At 68.8% G+C, this 25,189-nt stretch carries 19 protein-coding genes, 5 pseudogenes and 1 riboswitch; of the genes and pseudogenes, 12 read left to right on the forward strand and 12 right to left on the reverse strand.

Annotation, left to right across the window (positions count from 1 at the left end):
* Positions 1–190 precede the first annotated feature (190 nt).
* The 7 genes and pseudogenes from era to rpoZ form a co-directional block, all read right to left on the reverse strand.
* Positions 191–1,116, reverse strand: a pseudogene (gene era / locus K6K41_RS28175) (GTPase Era).
* Positions 1,109–1,812, reverse strand: a pseudogene (rnc, locus tag K6K41_RS28180) (ribonuclease III). Before rnc ends, era begins: the two co-directional pseudogenes overlap by 8 nt.
* A complete protein-coding gene (gene lepB / locus K6K41_RS28185) occupies positions 1,809–2,573 on the reverse strand; it encodes a signal peptidase I (RefSeq protein ID WP_261403268.1) in 765 nt (254 codons plus the stop codon). The pseudogene rnc and the gene lepB overlap by 4 nt, the downstream one beginning before the upstream one ends.
* 96 nt (positions 2,574–2,669) lie before the next feature.
* On the reverse strand, positions 2,670–3,077 hold the full coding sequence (gene acpS, locus K6K41_RS28190; protein ID WP_261403269.1) for a holo-ACP synthase: 408 nt from the start codon (positions 3,075–3,077) through the stop codon (positions 2,670–2,672).
* A pseudogene (locus K6K41_RS28195) lies at positions 3,074–3,826 on the reverse strand (pyridoxine 5'-phosphate synthase). The gene acpS and the pseudogene K6K41_RS28195 overlap by 4 nt, the downstream one beginning before the upstream one ends.
* Before the next feature lie 145 nt (positions 3,827–3,971).
* Positions 3,972–6,170, reverse strand: a pseudogene (locus tag K6K41_RS28200) (RelA/SpoT family protein).
* Positions 6,171–6,328: 158 nt separating this feature from the next.
* A complete protein-coding gene (gene rpoZ / locus K6K41_RS28205) occupies positions 6,329–6,715 on the reverse strand; it encodes a DNA-directed RNA polymerase subunit omega (RefSeq protein ID WP_261403270.1) in 387 nt (128 codons plus the stop codon).
* A gap of 196 nt (positions 6,716–6,911) precedes the next feature.
* Between rpoZ and K6K41_RS28210 the strand changes: the two genes are divergently transcribed.
* Entirely contained in the window at positions 6,912–7,499 is a 588-nt protein-coding gene (locus K6K41_RS28210) for a LabA-like NYN domain-containing protein (RefSeq protein WP_261403271.1), read from the forward strand.
* Complete coding sequence (locus K6K41_RS28215; protein WP_261403272.1) at positions 7,496–8,149, forward strand: uracil-DNA glycosylase; 654 nt, start codon at positions 7,496–7,498, stop codon at positions 8,147–8,149. Before K6K41_RS28210 ends, K6K41_RS28215 begins: the two co-directional genes overlap by 4 nt.
* On the opposite strand, the gene K6K41_RS28220 is transcribed toward K6K41_RS28215, so the two are convergent.
* The 3 genes from K6K41_RS28220 to dapA are packed head-to-tail and all read right to left on the reverse strand — an operon-like array spanning position 8,146 to position 10,393.
* Positions 8,146–8,967 carry an aminoglycoside phosphotransferase family protein gene (locus K6K41_RS28220; RefSeq protein WP_261403273.1) on the reverse strand — a complete coding sequence of 274 codons (822 nt, stop codon included), beginning with the start codon at positions 8,965–8,967 and terminating at the stop codon, positions 8,146–8,148. The two genes, K6K41_RS28215 and K6K41_RS28220, sit on opposite strands and share 4 nt — an antisense overlap.
* Entirely contained in the window at positions 8,964–9,440 is a 477-nt protein-coding gene (smpB, locus tag K6K41_RS28225; protein ID WP_261403274.1) for an SsrA-binding protein SmpB, read from the reverse strand. Before smpB ends, K6K41_RS28220 begins: the two co-directional genes overlap by 4 nt.
* Before the next feature lie 32 nt (positions 9,441–9,472).
* Positions 9,473–10,393: a 4-hydroxy-tetrahydrodipicolinate synthase gene (gene dapA / locus K6K41_RS28230; protein WP_261403275.1), complete on the reverse strand. Its 921-nt coding sequence runs from the start codon at positions 10,391–10,393 to the stop codon at positions 9,473–9,475.
* 275 nt (positions 10,394–10,668) lie between these two features.
* Here dapA and K6K41_RS28235 point away from each other — a divergent pair, with 275 nt between their 5' ends.
* Both K6K41_RS28235 and K6K41_RS28240 read left to right on the forward strand, forming a co-directional pair.
* A complete protein-coding gene (locus K6K41_RS28235; protein ID WP_261403276.1) occupies positions 10,669–12,831 on the forward strand; it encodes a lytic transglycosylase domain-containing protein in 2,163 nt (720 codons plus the stop codon).
* Entirely contained in the window at positions 12,828–13,706 is an 879-nt protein-coding gene (locus K6K41_RS28240) for an alpha/beta fold hydrolase (protein WP_261403277.1), read from the forward strand. Before K6K41_RS28235 ends, K6K41_RS28240 begins: the two co-directional genes overlap by 4 nt.
* A 56-nt stretch (positions 13,707–13,762) precedes the next feature.
* On the opposite strand, the gene K6K41_RS28245 is transcribed toward K6K41_RS28240, so the two are convergent.
* The gene (locus K6K41_RS28245; RefSeq protein WP_261403278.1) at positions 13,763–15,103 is read right to left on the reverse strand and encodes a carbohydrate porin; all 1,341 of its coding nucleotides are present in this window, start codon (positions 15,101–15,103) and stop codon (positions 13,763–13,765) included.
* A gap of 280 nt (positions 15,104–15,383) precedes the next feature.
* Positions 15,384–16,703, reverse strand: a complete 1,320-nt coding sequence (locus K6K41_RS28250; RefSeq protein ID WP_261403279.1) for a porin — start codon at positions 16,701–16,703, stop codon at positions 15,384–15,386.
* A gap of 127 nt (positions 16,704–16,830) precedes the next feature.
* Between K6K41_RS28250 and K6K41_RS28255 the strand changes: the two genes are divergently transcribed.
* From K6K41_RS28255 to cobO, 8 genes and pseudogenes are all read left to right on the forward strand, one after another.
* Positions 16,831–17,061 (forward strand): hypothetical protein, encoded by a 231-nt coding sequence (locus tag K6K41_RS28255; protein WP_261403280.1) that lies wholly within the window; start codon positions 16,831–16,833, stop codon positions 17,059–17,061.
* 77 nt (positions 17,062–17,138) lie between these two features.
* A complete protein-coding gene (locus K6K41_RS28260) occupies positions 17,139–17,513 on the forward strand; it encodes a hypothetical protein (protein ID WP_261403281.1) in 375 nt (124 codons plus the stop codon).
* 50 nt (positions 17,514–17,563) lie between these two features.
* A riboswitch (cobalamin riboswitch) is annotated at positions 17,564–17,762 on the forward strand.
* A 32-nt stretch (positions 17,763–17,794) separates the two neighbouring features.
* Positions 17,795–17,977 carry a CbtB domain-containing protein gene (locus K6K41_RS28265; RefSeq protein WP_261403282.1) on the forward strand — a complete coding sequence of 61 codons (183 nt, stop codon included), beginning with the start codon at positions 17,795–17,797 and terminating at the stop codon, positions 17,975–17,977.
* Between the two features lie 12 nt (positions 17,978–17,989).
* On the forward strand, positions 17,990–18,736 hold the full coding sequence (locus K6K41_RS28270; protein ID WP_261403283.1) for a CbtA family protein: 747 nt from the start codon (positions 17,990–17,992) through the stop codon (positions 18,734–18,736).
* A gap of 3 nt (positions 18,737–18,739) precedes the next feature.
* A complete protein-coding gene (cobU, locus tag K6K41_RS28275) occupies positions 18,740–19,276 on the forward strand; it encodes a bifunctional adenosylcobinamide kinase/adenosylcobinamide-phosphate guanylyltransferase (RefSeq protein WP_261403284.1) in 537 nt (178 codons plus the stop codon).
* A 1-nt stretch (position 19,277) separates the two neighbouring features.
* Positions 19,278–20,315: a cobalamin biosynthesis protein CobW gene (gene cobW / locus K6K41_RS28280; RefSeq protein WP_261403285.1), complete on the forward strand. Its 1,038-nt coding sequence runs from the start codon at positions 19,278–19,280 to the stop codon at positions 20,313–20,315.
* A gap of 137 nt (positions 20,316–20,452) precedes the next feature.
* Positions 20,453–24,451: pseudogene (gene cobN / locus K6K41_RS30900) on the forward strand (cobaltochelatase subunit CobN).
* Positions 24,448–25,050, forward strand: coding sequence for a cob(I)yrinic acid a,c-diamide adenosyltransferase (gene cobO, locus K6K41_RS28300; RefSeq protein WP_261403287.1), 603 nt, complete (start codon positions 24,448–24,450; stop codon positions 25,048–25,050). Before cobN ends, cobO begins: the two are co-directional and overlap by 4 nt.
* The last annotated feature ends 139 nt before the right edge of the window (positions 25,051–25,189 follow it).

Below are 25,189 nucleotides of genomic sequence, written 5' to 3' on the forward strand. Positions count from 1 at the left end.
GGCGTCCATCCGGCCCATCGAAGCGAGAATTGGTCGCGTTCGGAACGACCCGGCGGACCGCGCGGCCGTCATTCCGGCCGCAGAGACGGACTCCAGACGCGCTGGCGGCGCGGCTTCGTTCGCGATCGTCGATTTCCTGGATTCCGGATCAAGCCCGAGCTGGAGGTCGGCGTGCCCACGCCCTTTGGCCTCAGCCCTTGGGAAACTCCAGCCCCATCTCGCGATAGCGCTCCGGGTCGTCGGCCCAGTTCTCGCGCACCTTCACGAACAGGAAGAGATGGACGTCCGTCTCCGCGATCTCCGAGATCTCCTTGCGGGCCTCCATGGAGATCTGCTTCACGGTCTGGCCGCCCTTCCCGATCACGATGCGCTTCTGGCTCTCGCGTTCGACATAGATGGTCTGCTCGACGCGCGCCGAGCCGTCGGCGCGGACCTCCCACTTCTCCGTCTCGACCGTGGAGGCGTAGGGAAGTTCGTCATGGAGCCGCGCGAACAGCTTCTCGCGGGTGATTTCGGCCGCGAGCGCGCGCAGCGGCAGGTCCGAGACGTCGTCGGCCGGATAGAGCCAGGGCCCGGCCGGCATCTCGTCGGCGAGATAGGCGGGCAGGTCCGAGACGCCGGACCCGGTCTTGGCCGAGATCATGAACACCCGGTCGAACGAGACGCGCGCCGCCGCCTCCTGCGCGATCGCCAGCAGCTTCTCGCGGTCGATCATGTCGATCTTGAGGATCAGGATCTTGCGCTGGGGGCGCCCGCGAGCTTGTCGAGGATCGCGAGGTTGTCGTCGTCGAGGCCCTTCCGCACGTCGATCAGCAACGCGATCACGTCGGCGTCGGTCGCTCCGCCCCAGGCGGTCGAGACCATGGCGCGGTCGAGCCGGCGCTTGGGCGCGAAGATGCCGGGGGTGTCGACGAAGACGATCTGCGCGTCCTTCTCGATCACGAGGCCGCGGATCAGCGCCCGAGTCGTCTGCACCTTGTGGCTGACGATCGAGACCTTCACGCCGACGAGCCGGTTGACCAGCGTCGACTTGCCCGCGTTCGGCGCGCCCACGAGGGCGACGTAGCCGCAGCGGGTCGTCGCCTCAGGCGTGTCGGGCGTCTCGGTTTCAGTCATGGTTCGCGACGCCTTCGCGCTGGAGGAGAGCTTCGGCGGCCGCTTGCTCGGCCGCGCGTTTCGAACGGCCCGAACCTTCGACCTCTTCGGCGCCGTCGACCAGGACGACGACGCGAAACTGCGGATTGTGGTCGGGCCCCGAGCGCGCGACCTCGCGATAGACGGGCGGCGGCAGACCGCGCCCCTGGGCCCATTCCTGAAGCTCGGTCTTGGCGTCGCGCAGCGGACGACGCGGCGCCAGCAGACGTTCGCGCCAGAACCGTCCACGAGGTCCGCGGCGGCGGGAAACCCTGCGTCGAGATAGACCGCGCCGATGACCGACTCGCAGACGTCGGAGAGGATCGCCGCCTTGCGGCGCCCGCCAGAACTCGCCTCGCCCGCGCCGAGCCGGATGTAGGGGCCGAGATCCATCGCCTGCGCCACCTCGGCGCATGTCTCGGCGCGCACGAGCTCGGCGAGGCGCCGGGACATCTCGCCCTCGTCGGCGGTCGGATAGGTCTCCATCAGCAGCGAAGCGATCGCAAGGCCCAGAACGCGGTCGCCGAGGAATTCGAGCCGCTGATAGCTGCCGAGCCGCCCTTCCTTCGAGGTCGCGCCCGAAATATGCGTCAAAGCGCGGTCGAGCAGGGACTTGTCGGCAAAGTCGTGGCCAAGCCGGTTTTCGAGGAGGCCGTCCGTGACCGGACGGCGCTTCATTCGAGCAAGGTCCCGATCCTCGACCAGCGGACCGACCACGGCCACTTCCAGAACGCCCAGGCGGCCTCGCCGCGCTCGACCGAGAAGAACAGCATCTCGGCGCGGCCGACGAGGTTCTCCATCGGCACGAAGCCCACCGCCGACTGCACGCGGCTGTCGGTGGAGTTGTCGCGGTTGTCGCCCATCATGAAGAGATGGCCGGGCGGCACCTCATAGACCGGCGTGTTGTCGAGGAAGCCGTTCTTGTCCATGTCGAGGACTTCGTATTTCCGCCCGTTGTCGAGCGTCTCCTCGAAGCGCGGAATGTGGCGCGCCGCGCCCCCGGTGCCCTCGATGTAGTCCTGCGGCAGCCGGACCTTGGGAACCGGCTTCTCGTTGATGATCAGCTGGCCGTCGACCATCTGGATGCGATCGCCGGGCAGGCCGATCACGCGCTTGATGTAGTCGGTCCAGCCGTCGCCCGGCACCCAGACCTTGAACACCGCGATGTCGCCGCGCTCGGGAACCGCGCCCATGACGCGGCCCGAAAAGATCTTCGGGCTGAACGGCAGCGAATGGTGGCTGTAGCCGTAGGAGAACTTGTTCACGAACAGGTAGTCGCCGACGAGGAGGGTGTCCTCCATCGAGCCGGACGGGATGTTGAACGGCTGGAAGATCAGCGTCCGGATCACCACCGCGATGATCAGCGCCTGCGCGCAGATCTTCACGATCTCGGCGAAGCCGCCTTCGGACTGGCCCTTCTTGTCGGTGGTCGCGCTCATTCCAGTCCTGTCCGAAAGACGCCGCGGCGAGAGGAGCGGCAGGCGCGTGATAGCCCCGGGCGCGGCCGCTGGCAAACGGCGCCCGTCCGCCTCACGTCACGCGCTCGCCTTGGGAACCGCGCTGATGATGACCACGGCGGAGGCGAGCGGCGGCTCGTCCGTCAAAGTGAGGTCGATCCGGGCTTCGTATCCCTCCGGCGTCATCCGGTCGAGATGCTCCTTGGCGCCGCCCGTCAGCGTCAGGGTCGGGCGTCCAGAGGGCAGGTTCGTCACGCCCATGTCGCGCCAGAAGGTGCCGGCGCGAAAACCGGTGCCGAGCGCCTTGGCGCAGGCCTCCTTGGCGGCGAAGCGCTTGGCCAGCGTGTTGGCGGGCTCGGCCTTGGCGAAGGCGCGCTTGCGTTCGGTCTCGGTGAACACGCGCTGGAGAAACCGGTCGCCGAAGCGCTCCAGCGTCTGCTCGATGCGCCGGATGTCGCAGAGATCGTTGCCGAGACCGAGAATCATGCCGCCGCCTTTCGCCTGCCGCGCGCGATCGCGGCCTTCATGAGCCGGATCGTCTCGGGAAACCGACGGCGAGCGCCTCTCCCACCAAATAGTGGCCGATGTTGAGTTCTGCGATCTCGGGCAGCGCGGAGATCGTCTCGGCGCTGGCGTAGTCGAGCCCGTGGCCGGCATGGACCTCGAGACCGAGCGCGGAAGCGCGGCGGGCGCCTTCGGCGAGTCGGTCGAACTCGCGGGCGGCTTCGTCGGCGCGGCCATGCGCGATCGCCTCGCACCAGGTGCCGGTGTGGAGCTCGACCACCGGCGCGCCCATGGCGGCTGAAGCCTCGAGCGTCGCCGCGTCGGCCTCGACGAACAGCGACACGCGGACGCCCGCGGCCACGAGTTCGCGCACGGCCGGCTCCAGGTGCCTCCGCTGGCCGACGACGTCGAGCCCGCCCTCGGTCGTGCGCTCCTCGCGCTTCTGGCACGAGGCAGGCGGCGTGAGGCTGACGCCTGAGCGCGATGGCGACCATCTCGTCGGTGGCCGCCATTTCGAAATTGAGCGGCCTATCGATCTCGGCCATCAGGCGCTCGATGTCGGCGTCGCGGATGTGGCGACGATCCTCTCGGAGATGCGCCGTGATGCCGTCCGCGCCGGCCGCGATCGCGAGCTTGGCGATCGCCACGGGATCCGGATGGACGCCGCCGCGCGCGTTCCGGACGGTCGCGACGTGGTCGACATTGACGCCGAGGCGGATGATTTGGGCCATGGCCTTCACCACTGTGCTGCGTGCTTCGAGACGCGCCTTTGGCGCTCCTCAGCATGAGAGGCGTTTCGAGTGTCCCAATCGGTCCTCATGCTGAGGAGCCGTCCGTAGGCCGGCGTCTCGAAGCACGCAATTCCTCGTTCGGCCCTCAGCCGTTCACCCGCTCGGCGTTCGACACGACCGGCGTCTGCCTCAGATCCGCGATGATCGCGCTCAGGTGCTTGGAGTCGAACACCCCGAGGTCGAAGACGATGTCGTGAAAGTCGGGCGAGTGCGAGACCATGCGCACGTCGTCGATGTTCGCCTCGTAGTTCGAGATGATCCCGGCGATGAGCGCGAGCGAGCCCGGCTCGTTCATCGACGTCACGGTGACGCGCACGGGAAACCGCTCCCTCCGACCGAAATCCACGTCCCAGCGGACGTCGAGCCAGCGCTCGGGTGATCGTCGAAGGCCTTCAGCGCCGGCGACTGGATCGGATAGATCGTGATGCCGGCGCCCGGATCCAGAATGCCGACGATGCGGTCGCCCGGCACCGCGCCGCCGTCGGGCGCGAAGCGCACCGGCAGGTCGCCGCGAAGACCGCGGATCGGGATCGAGGGGAGAAAGCCGTCCGCGGGCTCGCCGTTCGGCGCCTTGAAACGCAGCGAGCCGGCGTGCTCCAGCCCGAACCATCCGTTCGACGGCGCGCCGATCGTCGGCGACCGCTCGTCCTTCACCTCCGGATGGACGGCGCGCACGACGTCGTTGGAATGCATCTCGCCGCGGCCGACAGCCGCCAGCACGTCGTCGACGCTGCTGCGCGCGAGGCGATGGAGCGACGTCCGCAGCTTCTCCTCGACGAAGGGCTGCCCGGCCCGATCGAAGGCGCGCTGGACGATCTGGCGGCCGAGGCCGGCATATTGCGCCCGAACCGCTGAACGCGTCGCGCGGCGGATCGCGGCTCGCGCCTTGCCGGTCACCACCACCGCCTCCCAGGCGGCCGGAGGCGTCTGGGCTTCCGAGCGGATGATCTCGACTTCGTCGCCGTTCGAGAGCGGCTGGACGAGCGACTCGGTCTTGCCGTTGATCTTGGCGCCGACGCACTGGTTGCCGACGCTGGTGTGGACCGCATAGGCGAAGTCGATCGGGGTCGCCGCGCGGCAGCGCGATCAGGCGGCCTTTCGGCGTGAAGCAGAACACTTGGTCGGAGAACAGCTCGAGCTTGGTGTGCTCGAGGAACTCCTCCGGGTTGTCGCCCTCGGCGAGCAGCTCCACGGTGCGCCGCAGCCAGCCATAGGCGCGGCTCTCGCGCGCAAGCCCCTCGACGTCGCCGCCAAGCCCGTCCTTGTAGAGCGCATGGGCCGCGATGCCGTATTCGGCGAAGCGGTGCATCGCCTCGGTGCGGATCTGGAGTTCGACGCGCTGGTGCTCGGGACCGACGATCGTGGTGTGGATCGAGCGGTAGTCGTTCTCCTTGGGCGTCGAGATGTAGTCCTTGAAGCGCCCGGGCACGGTCGGCCAGCCGCTGTGCAGCGCGCCGAGCGCGCGGTAGCAGTCCGGCACGTCCTTCACGATCACGCGGAAGGCGAACACGTCCGAGAGCTGCTCGAAGGCGACGGACTTGCGCTCCACTTGCGCCAGATCGAATAGGGCTTCTTGGCGCGGCCCGTGATCTGCGCCTCGACGCGCTGGTCGGCGAAGCGCTTCTCGAACGCCGTCTTGATCTCCTCGATCGATTCGGCGCTGCGGGAGGCGAGCCGGTTCAGCCGCGACACGATGGTGTCGAAGGCTTCCGGAAAGAGCGTGCGGAAGCAGATGTCCTCGAGCTCGTCGCGCAGCGCCTGCATGCCCATGCGGCCGGCGAGCGGCGCATAGAGGTCGAGCGTCTCCTGCGCGATCCGGGCGCGCTTGGCCGGCGGCACGAAATGGAGCGTGCGCATGTTGTGGAGGCGGTCGGCGAGCTTCACCAACAGCACGCGCACGTCGGCCGCGATCGCAAGCAGCAGGCGCCGCAGGTTCTCGGCCTGCGCGGCTTCCTTGGTGACGAGGTCGAGCTTCTTGAGCTTGGTCAGCCCCTCGACCAGCGCCCCGATCTGTTCGCCGAACAGCGCGTCAATCTCGGCGCGGGTGGCGTCGGTGTCCTCGATCGTCGTGGAGGAGCGCTGCGACGATCGTGGAGTCGTCGAGACGCAGGTCGGTCAGGATCGCGGCGACTTCGAGCGGATGGGAGAAATACGGGTCGCCAGAGGCCCGGGTCTGCGCGCCATGGGCCTTCATCGCGTAGACGTAGCCGCGGTTGAGCAGCGCCTCGTCGGCGTTGGGATTGTACGCCTTGACGCGTTCGACGAGCTCGTACTGCCGCATCATGTCGTGAAGACTGGCGCTCCTCTCGGGAGCGTGAGGCTCCCCGGCCGAATATCGCGGCGATCATCGCGCCGCACAAGATTCGCGAACGCTTCAAAAAGCGAAACGCCGCCGCGGCGGTCCGCGACGGCGTTCGAATCTGCGGCTCAGTTAAGAGCGGCTTACTCGTCGTCGTCGGTCTCGGCCGGCGGCACGAGACCTTCGAGGCCGCGCAGAAGGTCTTCTTCCGTCATGCGGTCGAAGGCGACGTCGCCGGCGTCGTCCGACGCGCCGGCGGAGCCGGCGAGCGCCGGAACAACCTCGGCCTCGGGCTCGTCGACTTCGACGTACTTCTGCAGCGAATGGATCAGATCCTCGCGCAGATCATCCGGAACGACGGTCTGTTCGGCGATCTCGCGAAGCGCGACGACGGGATTCTTGTCGTTGTCGCGGTCGATGGTGATGGGCTGGCCGGAGGAGATCAGCCGGGCGCGGTGCCCTGCGAGCAGAACGAGGTCGAAGCGGTTCTCGACCTTGTCGATGCAATCCTCGACGGTGACGCGGGCCATGGGGGCCTCCGCTGTTGTGTGAGTTCGACGGTTCGGAAACGAGCGCGGTCTTTACCGCGGGACCGATCTCGTGGCAAGGACCGGGCGTAATGCTCCGCGCGGACGTGGAGCGGCCATTCGGCCTTTATTCGCAACGGCTTTCAGATCTGCGTCTTCGTCGGTTGCGGCGGGTTTCAAGCAAGGGATGTTTCAAGCGATGTTTTATTCGGACGAACGGCTCGGCCTCTTCATCGACGGCGCCAACCTCTACGCCACGGCCCGCGGCGTGGGCTTCGACATCGACTTCCGCCGGCTTCTCCGCGAATTCCAGGGCCGCGGCTATCTCATTCGCGCCTATTACTACACCGCGCTCAGCGAGGACCTCGAGGTCTCGACCATCCGCCCGCTGATCGATTGGCTCGACTACAACGGCTACACCGTGGTGACCAAGCCCACCAAGGAGTTCACCGACAGCCAGGGCCGGCGCAAGGTGAAGGGCAATCTCGACATCGAACTCGCGATCGACGCGCTCGAGATCGCCGAGAAGATCGACCACATGGTGCTGTTTTCCGGCGACGGCGACTTCACGCCGCTGGTCGCCGCCATGCAGCGCAAGGGGGTGCGCGTCACCGTCGTCTCGACCGTGACGACCCAGCCGGCGATGATCGCCGACGACCTGCGCCGCCGCGCCGACCACTTCCTCGACCTCGCCGACCTCGCCTCCAAGGTCGGCCGTGACCCGGCCGAGCGCGCCGCCCGCGAGGCGAGGCGCGCCGCCGCCGTCGACACCACGCCGGAACCTTGATCTCCGCCGCCACCGCGCCGGCCGAGCCGCCGCGGGACTGCCCGCTCTGCCCTCGCCTCGTCGCGTTCCGAGAGGAGCAGCGGGCCAAGCACGCCGACTGGCACAATGCGCCCGTCCCGTCCTTCGGGCCGGTCTCCGCAAAGCTTCTGATCGTCGGTCTCGCCCCGGGCCTTCAGGGCGCGAACCGGACCGGTCGTCCCTTCACGGGCGACTGGGCCGGCGACCTGCTCTACGCGACGCTGCTGAAGTTCGGATTCGCCGAAGGGGTCTATGACGAGCGGCCCGACGACGGCCTGGCGCTCGTCGGCGCGCGCGTCACCAACGCGGTGCGCTGCGTGCCGCCGCAGAACAAGCCCGAGACCAGGGAGATCGCGACCTGCCGGCCGTATCTGACGTCGGAGATCGAGGCGCTCGGTCACGGCGCCGCGGTGGTCGCGCTCGGGCGCATTGCGCATGACAGCCTCTGCCGGACGCTCGGCGTCGCGCTCAAGGCCGCGCCGTTCGCCCACGGGGCGCGCCACGCGCTCGGCGCTGTGACGCTCTTCGACAGCTATCACTGCTCCCGCTACAACACGAACACCGGCGTGCTCACCACCGAGATGTTCGAGTCGGTGTTCGCGAGCGTCCGGGCGTATGTGGACGCGCGCTAGCGATCGAGCTCGGCGGCCGCGATCTCGGCCATGGTCAGGTCGATCGCCTCGGCCTCGCCGTCCTCGACCATCCAGACGGCCGAGAGGCCGAACCACGCCAGCGCCCACATGAGCAGGCGCGTCCGATCGAGATCCGCGGCCTCCGCGACGACGTCGGCCTGACGGGCGAGGCGACCCGGCGTCTGCGCCGTATCCGGATCCGGGTTGCGCAACAGGTTCGCGAAGTCGAAGCCGCGTTCGCCCAGAAGCCCCTTGGGATCGATCGCAAGCCAGCCGCGCGGGCCGAAATCCAGCACGTTGCCGTGGTGAAGGTCGCCATGAAGCGCGACCATGTCCTTGGGCTCAGCAAGCAGTTCGCACGCGGTCTCCGCGCAGCGGACAAGCAAGCCGCCGTGGCTGTCGGCGACCGAAAACAGAGAGCGGAACCAGACGTCGAGAGGCGTCAGTCCTGCAGGCGGATCCTCGCGGCGGCCGTGAAGCGCTTCGGCCGCGCCGCAGATCACCCGCGTGGCCTCGTCGTCGTCTCCGCCGCGCGCCATCGCCGCGAGGGAACGCTCGCCAGCCGCGCGCTCGAGCAGCAAGACGTCGCCCTCATGGGCCAACACCTTCGCGGCCCCCTGCCCGCCCCACCACGCCATCACCTCGGCGCCGAAGCGTTCTTCCGGCGAATGGCTGATCTTGAGAATCGCCGCCTCGCCGGCGGCGGTGTGGACGGGCTGGAGGAAACTGGTGCGGGTCGCCAGCAGGTCGCCGTCGGGGGCCAGGCCCCATCTGTCGAGCGCGCCGCGAAGCCTTCCGGCGAGCGGCTCGTCGCTCACCCGCGATCGCGCATGATGCGCGCCTTGTCGCGGTTCCAGGTCTTTTCCTTGTCGGCCTGCCGCTTGTCGTGGAGCTGCTTGCCGCGCGCTAGCGCGATCTCGACCTTGGCGCGGCCGTGGTCGTCGAAATAGATCTTCAGCGGCACCACCGTCATGCCGTCACGGGTCACGGCCCCCGATAGCTTGTTGATCTGGCTCTCGTGCAGCAACAGCTTCCGAGGCCGGCGAACCTCGTGGTTGAAGCGGTTGGCCTGCAAATATTCCGGAATGTAGGAGTTGTAGAGGAAGAACTCTCCGCCGTATTCGCCGGCGTACGACTCCCCGATCGTCGCCTTGCCTTGGCGCAGCGACTTCACCTCTGTGCCGACAAGCACGATGCCGGCCTCTATCGTGTCGCCGATCTCGTAGTTGTGGCGCGCCTTGCGGTTGTCGGCGACGATCTTGTAGCGGGGATTGGGATTCTTCGAGCTCATGAAGGTCTAGATCTGGCTGAGCGGCGAGCCGTTCAAGCCCGCTCCGCCACCATGATGCGTGGCTCCTCCTGAAGGAGGCCGGCGTGCAGAAGCGCGGCGCGCACCTTGGCGCGGCTCGCGTCCGAGATCGGCACGAGCGGAAGCCGCATCTCCTCGCCGCAGCGGCCGAGCATCGCGAGCGCGGCCTTCGCGGGTCCCGGATTGGCCTCGCAGAACAGGTCGATGTGCAGCGGCAGCAGCCGGTCCTGATAAGCGAGCGCGGCGCGGTAGTCGCCGGCGATGCAGGCTTCCTGGAACGCCGCGCACTGCGCCGGGGCGACGTTGGAGGCGACCGAAATGGTGCCATGGCCGCCATGGGCCATGAAGCCGATGGCGCTCGCGTCCTCGCCGGAAAGCTGAATGAAGTCCGGCCCCATCGCGGCGCGCTGCTGGCTGACGCGCACGACGTTGGCGGTCGCGTCCTTCACGCCGACGATGTTCTTGATCTCGTAAAGCCGCGCCATGGTGTCGACCGACATGTCGATCACCGAGCGGCCCGGGATGTTGTAAATGATGATCGGCAGCGCGGTCGCCTCGGCGATCGCGGTGTAGTGCGCGATCAGGCCCGCCTGGGTCGGCTTGTTGTAGTAGGGCGTCACGACCAGCAGGCCGTCGGCGCCGTCCTTCTCCGCCTGACGCGCGAGCGCGATCGCCTCGCGGGTGGAGTTGGAGCCCGCGCCGGCGATCACAGGCACGCGGCCCCTCGCCTCCTCCACGCACCAGCGCACGACGGAATTGTGCTCGTCGTGGCTCAGCGTCGGGCTCTCGCCCGTGGTGCCGACCGGCACGAGGCCGTGCGTGCCTTCGGCGATCTGCCAGTCGACCAGCCGGCGGAACGCGGCCTCGTCGAGCTTGCCGTCCTTGAAGGGCGTGACGAGCGCGGTGATGGAGCCGTGAAAGATCGGTTGGGTCATGACGAGACGCTTTAACGTGTCGGGCGCGGTTTTGCGCCTTGGCGCAGCAGACGCGCGGAAAGGTGATCGCGCTCGCCATGCCGGCGCCGCGGTCGGCCGGTCTTGATAGACCCGCTCGCGCGCAAGTGAAAGCCCGCCGTCCGTCGGAGGCGGTCTTAGCGGGCGTCGTGTTCTCTCGGTTAGCGTTTCGTAAAGCCGGCATGGCGAAACTGAGGCCAGTTCCCGAGTCCCTCGCCCGGTCCCTCCCGCCGGTCGCTCAGCCGAAGCCGAGAGCCATGCCCCTTTTGAGCTTTCTCCTTCGCGGCGTGGCCGCAGTCGCGCTGTTGTCGACGGCGTCCACCGCCTTCGCGGCGTCCGTCGGCGGCAAGCCCGAGCCTCTGACCGAGGAGCGGTTCATCCCCGCGGTCGAGGGCGACAGCGACCAGCTTTCCGCCGACACGATGAAGTCGGCCGGCATGGTGCTCGCCTATGACGCGACCGCGACCGGCTCGATCTCCACCTCGTCACGCGCCGCCCCGACGGCGTCGGTGTCGGCCAACGACGTCGCGCTGGTGCGCGCGGCGATCTCGGCCTTCGAGCGCGGCGACACCTCCGGCGCGATGGCCGTGAAGTCGCAGCTGGCCGATCCTGGCGCGATGGCGCTGGTCGACTGGCTGGGCGTGCGGCTCGCTTCGCGGCAGGTCGGCTTCAGCCGCATCGACGCCTTCTATCGCGCCCATCGCGACTGGCCGATGGCGAGCTGGGTCCGCCGCCGCGCCGAAGAGGCGCTCTGGCTCGAAAACGTGTCGCCCTCGACCGTGCGCGGCTTCTTCGCCGCCAACGGCAAGCCCGAGCGGCCCGAAGGGCGCCTGGCGCTCGCACGCGCGCTGCTCGCGAGCGGCGACAAGGCGTCCGCCGCCGCCGTCGCCCGCGAGGCGTGGCGCCGCGACGCGCTCGACGGGTCGCTTGAAGCCCAGGCTCTCCAGACCTTCGGCTCGCTGCTCAGCGCTTCGGACCACCGCGCCCGCGCCGAAGGCCGCTTCCTCGCTGACGAGATCGACGCCGGCATGCGCGCCGCCAACCGCGTGGGCGGCTCCTATCTCGCGATCGCCAAGGCGCGCGCGGCGGTGATACGCAAGAACCCCTCAGCCGGCGCGCTGATCGCGGCTGTGCCGAGCGGCGCGCGGTCCGACCCCGGCTTCCTGTTCACGGTGGCGAAGTTCAACCGCCGCGCCGACAAGCCCCGCGAGGCAGCCGCCGCGCTGAACGCCGCGCCGCGCGGCGCCGCCCTCGTCGACGCCGACGCCTGGTCGATCGAGCGCCGCGTGGTCGCCCGCGACCTGCTCGACAACGGCGACGCCAAACTCGCCTACCAGACCCTCGCACGCGACGACGCCGAGAACGACAGCGACAAGATCGAGACCGACATGCTTGCGGGCTTCATCGCCCTGCGCGCGCTCGGCGACGCCAAGACCGCCTACAAGCACTTCACCGCCGTCCATAAGGAAGCCACGATCCCGGGCACCACCTCGCGCGCGCTCTATTGGCAGGGCCGCTGCCTGGAGGCGATGGGCGACACCGCCTCGGCCCGCGGCGCCTATGAGCGGGCGGCGCGCTACGTCACCAGCTACTACGGCCAGATCTCCCGCGCGCGTCTTGGCCTGTCCGACCTGCCGATCCGCTCGCTGCCGCAGCCGAGCGCGACCGACCGCGCCACCTTCGGATCGCGCCTCTCGGTCCGCGCCATCGATCTTCTCTACCGCGCAGACCAAAAGGAGCTCGCGCTGCCGCTCGCCGGCGCGCTCGCCGAAGACCTCAAGAACCCCGGCGAGGTCGTGCTGCTCGGCGCGCTCACCCAGAAATACAAGGATCCGCGCGCGACCCTCGTGGTCGGCAAGGCGGCGCTGAAGAACGGCTTCCCGATGGACGCCCTCGCCTATCCGACGAGCGGCATTCCGAGCTTCAAGGCGGTGGGGCCCGCGATCGAGACGCCCGTCGTGCACGCGATCGCCCGGCAGGAAAGCGCGTTCAACCCGAAGGCGGTGAGCCACGCCAACGCGCGCGGCCTGCTCCAGCTTCTGCCGGGCACGGCGGCCAAGACCGCAAAGGCCGCCGGCCTGCCCTTCGACGCCAAGCGCCTGACCACCGACGCCGCGTTCAACGCGCAGCTCGGCGCGGCCCATCTCGGCGAGCTCGCCGAGAAGTATGACGGCTCCTACGTCATGGTGTTCGCCGCCTACAACGCGGGTCCCGCGCGCGTCCTCGAATGGACGCAGCGCTACGGCGACCCGCGCAAGGCCGAGGTCGATCCGGTCGACTGGGTCGAGCGCATTCCCTTCGCCGAGACGCGCAACTACGTGCAGCGCGTCATGGAGAACACCCAGATCTACCGCACCCGCCTCAACGGCCGGACCGCGCTGCTGATCGAGCGCGACATGGCGCGCGGCGCACACCGGTGACCGACTCGGTCGTTTCGACCGAGGATCGCTTCGTCACAGTCCCGGACGGGCTCAAGCTTCACGTCCGGGACTGGCGGCCTGCCGCCCATCGCGGCGCGCCGGTCGTCTGTCTCCCAGGACTTGCGCGCACGCTCGACGACTTCGTCTTGCTCGCCGAGCGGCTCTCCGCGCAGGGACGCCGCGTGATCGCGATCTCGGCGCGCGGCCGGGGTCTCTCCGAACGCGATCCGGATCCCGCGCGCTACCAGCTCAAGACCGAATCGGAAGACGTCCTGGCGACGCTCGACGCGATAGGCGTCGACGCGGCGCATGTCGTCGGAACCTCACGCGGCGGACTGCACGCGATGACCATCGCGGCCTTGCGGCCGAGCGCTCTGCGTTCGGTCGTTCTCAACGACATCGGGCCAGTGGTTGAGACCGAAGGCCTCAAGCGCATCCGCGAGGGCCTCGCCCGCCATCAGGCTCCACGCGACTTCGCCCACGGCGCAAGACTGCTCGCCATGGCCTATGCGGAGCGCTTTCCGGCGCTGACGGCGCAAGATTTCGACCGCTGGGCCCGCCGCGCCTGGCGGAGCGCCCCGACAGGTCTCGAACCGGCCTGCGATCCCGCGCTCATGCGAATCTTCGAGGGCGTCGACCTCGATCGCCCCACGCCGGCGATCTGGCCGGTGTTCGATCTGCTGGCCGGCGTTCCGCTGATGGTCGTGCGCGGCGAACACTCGGACATCCTGAGCGCAGAGACGGTGCGGGCGATGACGGAACGCCGGCCGCTGACCGTCGTCACGACGCCCGGACAGGGCCACGCGCCGCTGCTGGAGGACGAGCCGACGATGTCGGCCATCGCGCGCTTTCTCGACGAGGCCGACCCAGCCTGACGCAAAAGCCCCGCCGGAGCGGGGCTTTCGTCAAGATCGGCGGCCGGCGCCGAGGCTCAGAAGGCCACCTGCGTGCGGACGCCGAGCACCGTCGCGTTCTTGATTCTCCGCGTCGGATCATTGGGCCGCGGATCGCCGCCGCCCGGCCGCACGATGTACTGGGCGAACGGCTGAACCTTCAGCCACGGCGCGACCGCGGCCTGATAGGACGCCTCGAAGGCGAACTCGGACGACCGCACCGGCGTGCCCGGAACGTCGCGGTTGGCGCGCTGGGCGGTCTTGCTGATGTGGGCGTAGGCGGCCGCGATCCCGAAGACGTCGTCGGGACGGCCGGGCGTGAAGCCCTTCGCGTTGAAGCCGGCGTCGAAATAGTAGTCGATCAGGTTCCGGTTGGCCTGCGGGGCGAACACCGCGCGGGCGAAGACCGACAGACTCTGCGCGGGCGCCGGCGAAGGATCCTTGAGATCCCCCCCTCCGCCGCTCTGCCAGATGGTCTGGTCGATGACGCCGTAAAGCGCATAAGAGCCTTCCCGGTTCACGCCGGTGCGCAGGTCCGCGAAGTCCATCGAATTGTACCAGGCGCCGATCTTGTAGGCGCCCGGCAGTCCGCCGCCCTCGCCCGCATTGGCGTAGATCAGTTCGCCGATGGCGAAGGCGCCCGGGCTGAACGGGAAGTCGGTGTTGTGCTTGTTCTTGAGATCACGGCCGGCCGGATCGCCGGTGTAGACGCCGGCCTGGAACGACCAGGCGTCGTTGAACTTGACGAGGGCGTGGGCGCCCGGCGTCGGCACCGGATAGGCCGGGCCGCCAGACGGAAGATCGGTCCCGTTGAGCCCCGGCCAGCCGAAGGTCGAGTTCACGAACAGGCCGGCGGTGTCGCTGGTCGCGAAGTCGCCGTCGGCCGCGAGCTGGCCGACCTTGATCTCGAGATGGTCGTCGAGAAGCTTCTGCTTGAGATAGACCTCGCCGAGGCGGATCGCGGGCGTCGCCTCGATGTTCGAGATCGTCAGGAGGTTGCCGATCTCGCCGGTAGTGAGTCCTTTGCCGTCGATGAAATAAGAGCCGACGTAGATCTCGCCGCCGGTCCAGCCGACGAGCTTCTCCATATCCAGCGTAAGGCCGAGCTGCAGAAGGCCCGAATAGGCCTCGCCGCGCCGGATGCCGCCCGAAGGGTTGAACGAGGTGTCGGCCGTAAAGCTCGCGTCGAACTGGACGCCCTGTTCGAGCAGCTTGGTGCGCCCGCCGCCCCAATCGCCCGTCAGCGCCTCGCGCTCGGAGAGATCGCCCGCATAGTTCGGCGGCGCGTCCTCGGCGCGCACGCCGAGAGCTCCCGCTGCGACGAGGGTGAGCGCTGCGGCGGCGGACAGGAGACCTGCGCGCGACGAGGCTTTCTGCATGTGTTCGATCCCCCGATCGACAGAGGTCCGCAGCGACAGATGCGGAGCATGGCTGGTGCCGATCCGTCGAGCGCAGGGCGCGCCAAGACCGGATCCGAGCAGAGAAGAAAAGATAACGGTTCCGTGACCGGCTCGAAAGCGTCGAGCGACCGCCCGCAGGCGATTGGCCGACGCTGTGGCTTATGGATCTTTTCTAAACCGGAAGGACGCCAGTCCTTAAAACGAAAAAGGCCCCGGCGAACCGGGGCCTTTCCGTTTGAGCGTTGATCGTGAAGGACGATCAGAAGTCGCGCTGGACGCGGAGACGGCCGATGAAGGCGTCCTTGTCCTTCGGGCCGGTGTAGCCGACGTCGGCCTTCTTGAGGTTCTTCACGTAGACGACTTCGCCGCCGATATCGAGCTTCTTGACCGGCGACCAGACCAGGTTGCCGGTGATCGTGCCGGCCTTCCAGTCGTCGGCGATGCCGGCGTTGGCGACCGCGTTGTTGTACTTCACCTGGGCGTAGCTGGCCTGCAGGGTCGAGCGCCACTTCGGCGACCAGTAGTGCAGCACGCCGAGGTTGGCGTTGAAGACCTGGGTCTTCTGGACCTTGCCGTTCACGCCCACCCAATCGAAGATCGGCTGGAAGTTGTTGACGATGTTCTGGGTCTGGCCCGAGCCGATGTTGTTGTCGGTCAAGCCGTTGTACGAGACGCCCGCGCCGTCGGTGTAGGCGGCCTGCGCCCAGATGAAGTCGCCCTTGGCGTCAGAGGTGTTAGCGGTCGGCAGGTTCAGCTTGACGCCGCCCTGAACGCCCCAGCCCCACTCCTTGTCCGTGCCGGCGAGCGAGCCGACCGGAACGAGGCGGTTTTCGCTGCCCGGCTCGATGCGGTGCAGAACGCCCGAGAGCTGAGCCTCGCCCCAGCCCTGCTTGACGCGCAGGTTGGCGACGATGTCCGGGATCTGCTGGCCGGCGTTGTTGAGCGAGTCGTTGGTGCTGAAGTAGCGGGCGGTCTTGTCTTCGAGCGAGACGCTCGCCGAGAAGTCGCCGACCTTCATCGTGTAGGCCAGAACCGCGAGGGTGCGGTCCGAGATGAAGGGGTTCTGGAAGGTGGTGTAGGGCTTGAAGTCCCAGAAGGAGTCCGTGACACCGGCGGTCAGGCCGGCGAACTGCACGAAGGCCTGGTCGAACAGCGCGTCGTCGCCGAAGTTGGCGTTCTGGATCTGCGCGCGGCGGTCAGTGGTGTTGGCGGTGCCGGTCTCGCGCTGGAACTGCAGGCGGACGAAGGTGCGGAGCGCGCCATACTCGGTGTCGGTGCGGGCGTCGAACCAAACGCGAGCGCGGACGCGGTAACCGGTCTGGTTGAACTCGTCCTTCTTGTTGGTGAGGTTCGGACGGTCGAGCACTTCGCCCGAGGTCATTTCGAGGCGGGCGAAGCCGCCGATCTGGAGGCAGGTCTCGGTGCCCGGGATGTAGAAGAAGCCCGTGCTGCCCTTGATGTCGCAGACCTTGACGTAGTCGACGGGCTCGGCGCCCGGAAGGTCAGCCGCGTTCGCGACGCCCGTCATGGTGACGAGAGCGGCGGCCGAACCGAGCACCAGGCTCTTGACCAGTTTCATTAGGAAGTCCTCCAAACCCCGTTCGGCGGGCGCAAACACCCAGCCTTCGCCGGCCCGACCGGCGTGACATAAAATTCGGTGATGACCGCCGATCCCCCGACGATCGCGACTCTCTGGCCGAGGCCCCGTGTCGCAGGACGACCATATTCGTGGCGGCGCCCGGCGCAAGCGAGATCACGATTGTGACGGTTCCAAATCCGACCTTTGGATCCCGCTGTGGCTGGAATGCCACTCAAATGTTGGCCTTCTGCCTGAAAAGCGAGCCGGCGCACCGCCGCTTTTGTGTCACCGCAAGAAGATCGCGCGCGCCACAATTGCCCGGCGGGCCGGACTGCTTCGCCTTATTTCGGAAACCTGACGGTCGGCCTGTCGCGCTGGCTGCCCGCGCGACGGAAGGGTAAGGACCGGGCGCACGCCGCGCGAAGAGATCCCGCCATGCCAGACATCGACCGTCCCGAAGCGCCGGGTGAAGAGCGCTCCGCAAGCAAGGCCGCCTTTCTCGGCAGCCTGCTCGCGTTTCTGTCGCTCGTGGCGCTGTCGGTCATCGGGGTCGGGCACGCCCGCACGATCGAAGGGGCGGCGAACGCTCAATACTGGATCGTCGTGGCGGGGATCGCCGCAGCGCTTGCGTTTGTCACGACGGCGCTCGCTCGAACCCGCGCACGAGGGCGGACGGGCGAGACGCTCCGGCGGGTCGCGGTTCCCCTGGCGACCCTGTGGCTCGTCATATTCCTCTGGGAGACCGCGGCGGTCGGCGCCGGCGCCTTCCCTGGACCGTTCGAGCTCGGCTGGGCGGCCTGGAAGGGATAAGCGTCACGGCGATTCGTCCGATTGTCGGCCGCCGCCTGCTCTGCTAGGCCTCGCTCATTCGCTTCGGCTCCCGCAAGGGACGAAGAGGGAATCCGGTGGGAGGACATGCGCCTCGAGTCCGGAGCTGCCCCCGCAACTGTGAGCGGCGAGCGGCGCGTCGACTTTGGCCACTGGGCTTTCGACCCGGGAAGGCCGGCGCGCATGCTGCGACCCGCAAGCCAGGAGACCTGCCGGACGAGCAACCCCAAGGGCCCTCGGTGGGAGGGCCAAGCGAGGCAGACATGTCGAACGTCACCGCAAACTCCTCGAGCGCCGCGGATCTTGCGCCCGCCCGCCTCGCGCCGATCCTGTCGGCTTTCCTCCTCGGCGTGGTGGTGATCGCCGGAGCCGGATTCGCTTCGGTCCCCGCGCTGCACAACGCTGCGCACGACCAGCGCCACTCGATCGGCTTCCCCTGCCACTAAGGGGCAAGTCCGTTGAACATTTTCCGGAACATCGTCTTCACGGCGGCGCTCGCCGGCGTGCTGGCCGGGCTCGTGCTCACCGCGCTTCAGCAGTTCGGCACCCAGCCGCTCATCGTGAAGGCGGAAGTCATCGAGCAATCGAACGCCGAGGCCGCAGCCAAGCCGCATGACCACGCCGCAGCCGGCGAGCATGACCATGCGGCCCTGACAGCGCAGGAAGAAGCAGCAGCCGCAGCGCATCAGCACGGCGCGGACGAATGGGAGCCGGCGGACGGCGCGGAGCGATTCGCCTGGACGCTGGTCGCCAACATCGTCGCGGGCGTCGGCTTCTCGTTGCTCCTCGTCGCGGCGAGCGAGCTCAGGGGCGGCCTGTCGTCCTGGCGCGAGGGCCTGCTCTGGGGCCTTGCAGGCTTCGTGGTCTTTACGCTCGCTCCCTCGGTCAGCCTTCCGCCCGAGGCCCCTGGCGTCGAAGGCGCGGCCTTGATGGACCGCCAGATCTGGTGGGTGGGAACGGCGGTCGCGACGGCGGCGGGACTGGCGCTCATCGCTTTCTCGCGCGCCCCTCTCGCGGCTCTGGCCGCGGTCGCGCTCATCGCTGCGCCGCATGTCATCGGCGCGCCGAAGCCCCCTGCCCCGCCCGCGATTCCCCACGACCTCGAGCACGGCTTCGTCGTCGCGGTCATCGTCACGGGCTTCGTGTTCTGGGCGGCGCTCGGGGCGCTTGCGGGCGCAGTCCGGCCGCGCTTCGGCAAGGCCTGATCGATGGCGCCCGCGCCGCGGGCCCTCACGCTGATCCTCGGCGGCGCGCGCTCCGGAAAGAGCCGCTTCGCCGAGGACCTCGCCCTGCGAAGCGGCCTCGCGCGCACCTATGTCGCGACCGCCCAGCCGTTCGACGACGAGATGGCGGAGCGCATCGCGCATCATCGGGAGAGACGGGACGGCGGCTGGACCACGGTCGACGCGCCGTCCGATCTCGCGACGGCGCTGGCCGCTTCGGCCGGCGGGACGCGAATCGTCCTCGTCGACTGCCTGACGCTCTGGCTGTCCAACGTGATGCTGGCCGGCCGAGACGTCGAGGCGGCGATCGACGAGCTTGTGACCGGCGTGTCCCTGCTCACCGGCCCCGCGATCCTCGTCTCGAACGAGGTCGGCTCCGGGATCGTGCCCGAAAACGCCCTCGGCCGCGCGTTTCGCGACCATCAGGGCCGGCTGAACCAGCGCGTGGCCGCGGTCGCGGACCGCGTGACGCTTGTGGTCGCCGGCCTTCCTCTCGATCTCAAGCTCCCGAAGGAGCCATGACATGAGCGACCACAAGATCCCCGCCACCGTCGTCACGGGCTTTCTCGGCGCCGGCAAGACCACGATCATCCGCCACCTGCTGGAGAACGCCGGCGGCCGAAAAATCGCGTTGATCGTCAACGAGTTCGGCGATGTCGGAGTCGACGGCGAGGTGCTGAAGGCCTGCGCGAGCGAGGCCTGCGACGAGGACGACATCGTCGAGCTCGCCAACGGCTGCATCTGCTGCACGGTGGCGGACGACTTCATCCCTGCGATGGAGAAGATTCTCGCCCGCCCGCAGGCCGTCGACCACATCGTCATCGAGACCTCGGGCCTCGCGCTGCCGCAGCCGCTGGTCAGGGCGTTTCGCTGGCCCGAAATCGCGACCCGCGTCACGGTCGACGGCGTCGTGACGGTCATCGACGGTCCGGCGGTCCGCGAGGGTCGCTTCGCCCATGACGAGGAGGCGCTCGCCGCCCAGCGCGCCGCGGATCCCAATCTCGACCACGAGGACCCGATCGAGGAGCTGTTCGAGGACCAGGTGCGCGCCGCCGATCTGCTTGTGGTGCACAAGGCCGACATGCTGACCGAAGCCGAGATCGCCTCGGTGCGCGCCGCCGTTCTCGAACATTCCAGCGACGGCGTGCGCGTGGTCTCGGCGGCGCGCGGCGCGCTGCCCGCCGACGTCCTCCTCGGCATCGCGTCCGGCGTCGAGGACAAGATCGAGAGCCGCCCCACCACCCATGAGATGGAGGGCGAGGTCCAGCACGACCACGACGACTTCGAGAGCTTCATCGCGCCGACGTCCGAGGCCGCCGACGCCGCCGAACTGGAAGCGCGGGTGCGCCATGTGCTGGACGCCCACGACGTTCTCCGGCTGAAAGGCTTCGTGGCGGTCAAGAACAAGTCCGCCCGGCTCGTCGTGCAAGCCGTGGGGACGCGGATCGAAACCTATTTCGACCGCCCCTGGCGCGCCGAAGAGAGCCGCGAGGGTCGCCTCGTGGTGATCGGCGAAAAGGGCGTCGACCAGGCGGCGATCGCCGCAGCGTTGAGGGGCTGAGACCGACTGCGTGCTTCGAGACGGCCGCGCCGCCGCCTCCTCAGCATGAGGAAAGCTCGCGCCTCTCCATCGCCTCAACGCTCCTCATGCTGAGGAGCGCCAAAGGCGCGTCTCGAAGCGCGCACTGGAGCGTCTGAATGCATCTCCTCAAAGCCCAAGGGACGCCGATCGGCGACGGAACGGAGGCGGTCGATCTCGACCTCTCTCCGGCCGACGTCGTCATCGTCTCCGCGGCCGACACGGAGATCGCGGGTCTCGCGCGCGCCCATGCGGCTCTCGGGGCGGACGCGCCGAGCTTGCGGCTCGCGAACCTCCAGCGGCTGCGCCACAACATGTCGGTCGACCTCTTTCTCGAGAAGACGGTGGCGCGTTCGAAACTGCTGGTGCTGCGCCTCCTCGGCGGCGCGGCCTACTGGCCCTACGGCGTCGAGGAGGCCGCGAGGATCTGCCGCCGCCACGGCGTGAAGCTCGCGGTGATGCCCGGCTGCGGCAACGCCGATCCAGATCTCGTCTCGCGCTCGACCGTCCCCGCCGATGAGGCCGATCGGCTGTGGCGGACGCTCGTCGAGGGCGGGCCGGACAATCTCGCGGCGGCGTTGCGGGCTTGCCGCGCCTGGCTCGACGGCGCGCCGTCCGCGCTCGATCCCGCGCCGCTGCCTGCCGCCGGCCTGTTCTGGCCCGGCCTCCCATCGCCTGATCTGGACGCCATTCGCGCGCAATGGCCGGAAGGCGCCGTCGCGGCGCCGATCGTGTTCTACCGCGCGCAGTTCCAGGCGGGCGACGTCGCGCCGGTCGAGGCCATGGTCGAGGCGCTTCTCACGCGCGGACTCGGCCCGCTGCCGATCTACGTTTCGTCGCTGAAGGACGCCTCCGCCGCGAGCTTCGTGCGGAAAACCTTCGCGGAAGTCCGGCCCGCCGTCGTGCTGAACGCCACCGCCTTCGCCGTCTCCAAGCCTGGCGCGGCCTGGGAAGGCTCGCCGCTCGATTCGGCCGACGCCCCGGCTGCAACTGGTGTTTTCCGGCTCCGACCGCGCGGCCTGGGAGGCGTCGTCGCGAGGCCTTTCGGCCCGCGACCTGGCGATGGCGGTCGCCTTGCCCGAGATCGACGGCCGCGTGCTGACGCGCGCCGTGGCGTTCAAGTCGGCCGGACGCTTCGACCCCGCCACCGAGACCGACGTGCTGGCGCTGGAGCCGATCCCCGACCGCGTCGCCTTCGTGGCGGACCTTGCGGCCAACTGGTCGCGGCTGCGGTCGTCGCCGCGAACCGAGCGTCGCGTCGCGCTGATTCTCGCGAATTACCCGACAGGCGCGGCGCGGCTTGCGAACGGTGTCGGGCTCGACACGCCGGAAAGCACGGCGGTGATTCTCGAGGCCCTGCGCCAAGCCGGATACGCGGCCGACGGCGCGCCGGAGACGGGCGCGGAGGTGGTGGCCGAGATGACGGCGGCGCTCGAGTCCGCCATCGAGCCCGAAAATCGCCGCCCCCTTGTCCCGGCCTTGAGCCGGGACCCAGAACCGACGCCGCATGAAACCGAGGCGACCACCGACGAGTTCCCTTCGGCCGCCTTGGCGGATCCGGGTCCCGGCTCTGCGCTTCGCTTCGGCCGGGATGCGGCGAGCCTTTCGCTCTCCGACTACACGCGCTTCCTCGCCAGCATCCCCTTCGTCGCCCGCGAAAAGATCGCCGCCCGCTGGGGCGCGCCCGAGAGCGACCCGAGCTTCGACGCCGCTTCGCAAAGCTTCCGTCTCGCGCTTCGACGCTACGGAAACCTCGTTCTCGGCGTCCAGCCCGGCCGCGGCTTCGACCTCGATCCCAAGGCCGCGCATCACGACCCCGACCTGCCGCCGCCCCACGGCCACCTCGCCTTCTATGTCTGGCTGCGCCAGAACTTCGGCGCTCAGGCCGTCGTGCATGTCGGAAAGCACGGAAATCTCGAATGGCTCCCCGGAAAGGCGCTCGCGCTTTCAGCCGAGTGCTTTCCGGAGATCGCGCTCGGCCCCCTGCCCCACGTCTATCCGTTCATCGTCAACGACCCCGGCGAGGGCGCCGCGGCCAAACGGCGAGCCTCGGCGGTCATCGTCGATCATCTGACCCCGCCGCTCGCTCGCGCCGAAGGATCCGCCGCGTTGCGCGAGATCGAGACGCTGGTGGACGAATACGCGGAAGCCGAAGGGCTCGACCCGCGCCGGGCGAAGACGCTCGCCAAGGAGATCCTTGTCCGCGCCGCCGATCTCGGGCTCGACCGCGACTGCGGCTTTTCGATCGCCGACGATCCCGACGACGCCCTGACGAAGCTCGACGCGTTTCTGTGCGAGGTGAAGGAGCTTCAGGTCCGCAACGGACTGCATGTGTTCGGCCGCTCTCCTCTGGGCACGACGCGCGCCGAACTGCTTGTGGCGCTGGTGCGGAGCCCGCGCGGCTCTCGACCGGGGGACGCGTCGCTGACACGGGCGCTCGCGGCGGATCTCGGGCTCGACGGCTTCGATCCGCTTGCGCCGGAGTTTGCGGCGGCGTGGGAGGGAGCGAGATCGGACGCGCTCGCAGAGGTGTCCGACGCGCCGTGGCGCACGGTCGGCGATACGGTCGAACGGCTGGAAATGTTGGCGCTGCTGCTGGTGGAAGAGGCGTCCCTGTCTCCGTCGTCATCCCCCGGTTTGTCCGGAGGATCCAAGGAGCGGCTCCCACGCGCGATTGGGTCGTCCGCGCCTGCGCCAGAGGTCAATGCCCCGGACGAGCCGGGGCATGACGAACCTCTCTCTGAGACCCACCTCACCCTTCTCTCCCCTGTCCCAGGCAAGGGAGTTGAGCCCTTCCCCCGCGCTGCCGCCGTCCTTCGCGAGGTCGCCTCTGTGGTGGCCCCGCGCGTCGACGCCTCGGGCGCGGCGGAGATCGCCGGCCTCATCACCGCCCTCGACGGACGCTTCGTCGCGCCCGGACCCTCCGGCGCGCCGACCCGCGCTCGGCTCGACGCCCTGCCGACCGGGCGCAACTTCTTCGCGCTCGATCCGCGCTCGGCCCCGACCGAAGCCGCCTGGCGGCTGGGGCGGCTTGCGGCTGACACGGTCTGCCGCCGCCATTTCCAGGACCACGGCGAATGGCCGCGGCGGCTCGCGATCTCGGCCTGGGGCACCGCCAACATGCGCACCGGCGGCGACGACGTCGCGCAGGCGCTCGCCCTTCTCGGCGTCGAGCCGCAATGGGAGCCGGGATCCTCGCGCGTGGTCGGCCTCGCGCCGATCGCGCTCTCCGAGCTCAAACGCCCCCGCGTCGACGTGCTGTTCCGCATCTCCGTTTCTTCCGCGACGCTTTTCCGTTCCAGATCGACCTGTTGGACGAAGCCTACGGGCTCGTGGCCGCGCTCGATGAAGACGACAAGGCCAACCCCATTCGCGCGCGCGTCCTCTCAGAAACGGAAGCGGGCCGCGACGCGCGCGCGATCTTCGGCTCGGCGCCCGGCGCCTATGGAACCGGCCTCGCGCCGCTGTTGAACGGGTCGGCTTGGGACAAGCGCCAGGACCTCGCCGAGGCCTATCTCGCCTCGAGCGGGTTCGCATACGCCCAAGGCCACGACGGCGCTCCCGCCCGCGGCGCGCTCGAGGCCATGGCCAGCAGCGTCGACGGCGTCGTGCAGGCGCAGGACGCGCGGGAATTCGATCTGTTGGACTCGGATGATTTTCACGAGTTCGCCGGGGGCCTTTCGGCCGCGATCGAGCGGCTGAAAGGCGAGGCGCCGGCCGTCTATCACCTCGACACGTCGCGTCCCGAGTCTCCCAAGGCGCGGACGCTCGGCAAGGAGATCGCCCTTGTGATGCGCGGGCGCGCCGCGAGCCCAAAATGGATCGCGGCGATGCGCGAACACGGCCACAAGGGCGCGGCCGAGATGCTCGCGACGGTGCGCAACCTCATGGGTTTCGCCGCGACCACAGACGCGACCGGCTCTCACCAGTTCGAGGCCCTGTACGACGCCTATCTCGGCGACGACGAGACGCGCGGCTTCATCGCGGACGCCAATCCCGCGGCGCTGACCGAAATGGCGGCGGCCTTCCTCGAGGCCGAGCGCCGCGGCTTCTGGCGCCCGCGCCGCAACAGCGCCCACCACCATCTTTCGACGCTTGCAGAAGGAGCCGCCCGATGACTATCGACGCCGAACGCCACGCCGAGAAGATGAAGGCGCGCAAGGCCCACCAGGACAAGATCGTGGCCGAGCGCCAGACGGAGAAAGGTCTCCTCATCGTTCACACGGGCAAGGGCAAGGGCAAGTCGACCGCCGCCTTCGGCATGGCGATGCGCGCGATCGCGCATGGCATGAAGGTCGGCGTCGTTCAGTTCGTGAAGGGCCCTTGGGAGAGCGGCGAACGCGATCTCCTGCGCCAGTTCCCGCAACAGGTGGAGATACACGCCATGGGCGAAGGCTTCACCTGGGAGACGCAGGACCGCGAGCGGGACGTCCGCGCCGCGCGCGAGGCGTGGGAAATGTCGAAGAAATTCATCGCCGATCCGGACGTCCGGCTCGTGATCCTCGACGAACTCAACATCGTGCTGCGCTACGATTATCTGGCGCTCGACGAGGTTCTCGAGGCCATCAGGAGCCGGCCGGCCGATTGCCACGTCGTGGCGACGGGCCGCAACGCCAAGGACGAACTGATCGAGATCGCCGACCTCGTCACCGAGATGACCCAGGTGAAGCACCCGTTCCGCGACGGCGTGAAGGCGCAGGCGGGAATCGAGTTTTGACGCGCCGCCTGCGTTCGGGCCTTGCGCCGGGACCCGGATGCGCGACGACCGCTTTTACAAACGAACTGCGTGCTTCGAGACGCGAGCCAAAGGGCTCGCTCCTCAGCATGAGGGAGGTTTGAGGTTCTTCATGCTCCCA

The organism is Chenggangzhangella methanolivorans, assembly GCF_019797865.1.
GTDB classification, from domain to species: domain Bacteria; phylum Pseudomonadota; class Alphaproteobacteria; order Rhizobiales; family Methylopilaceae; genus Methylopila; species Methylopila methanolivorans.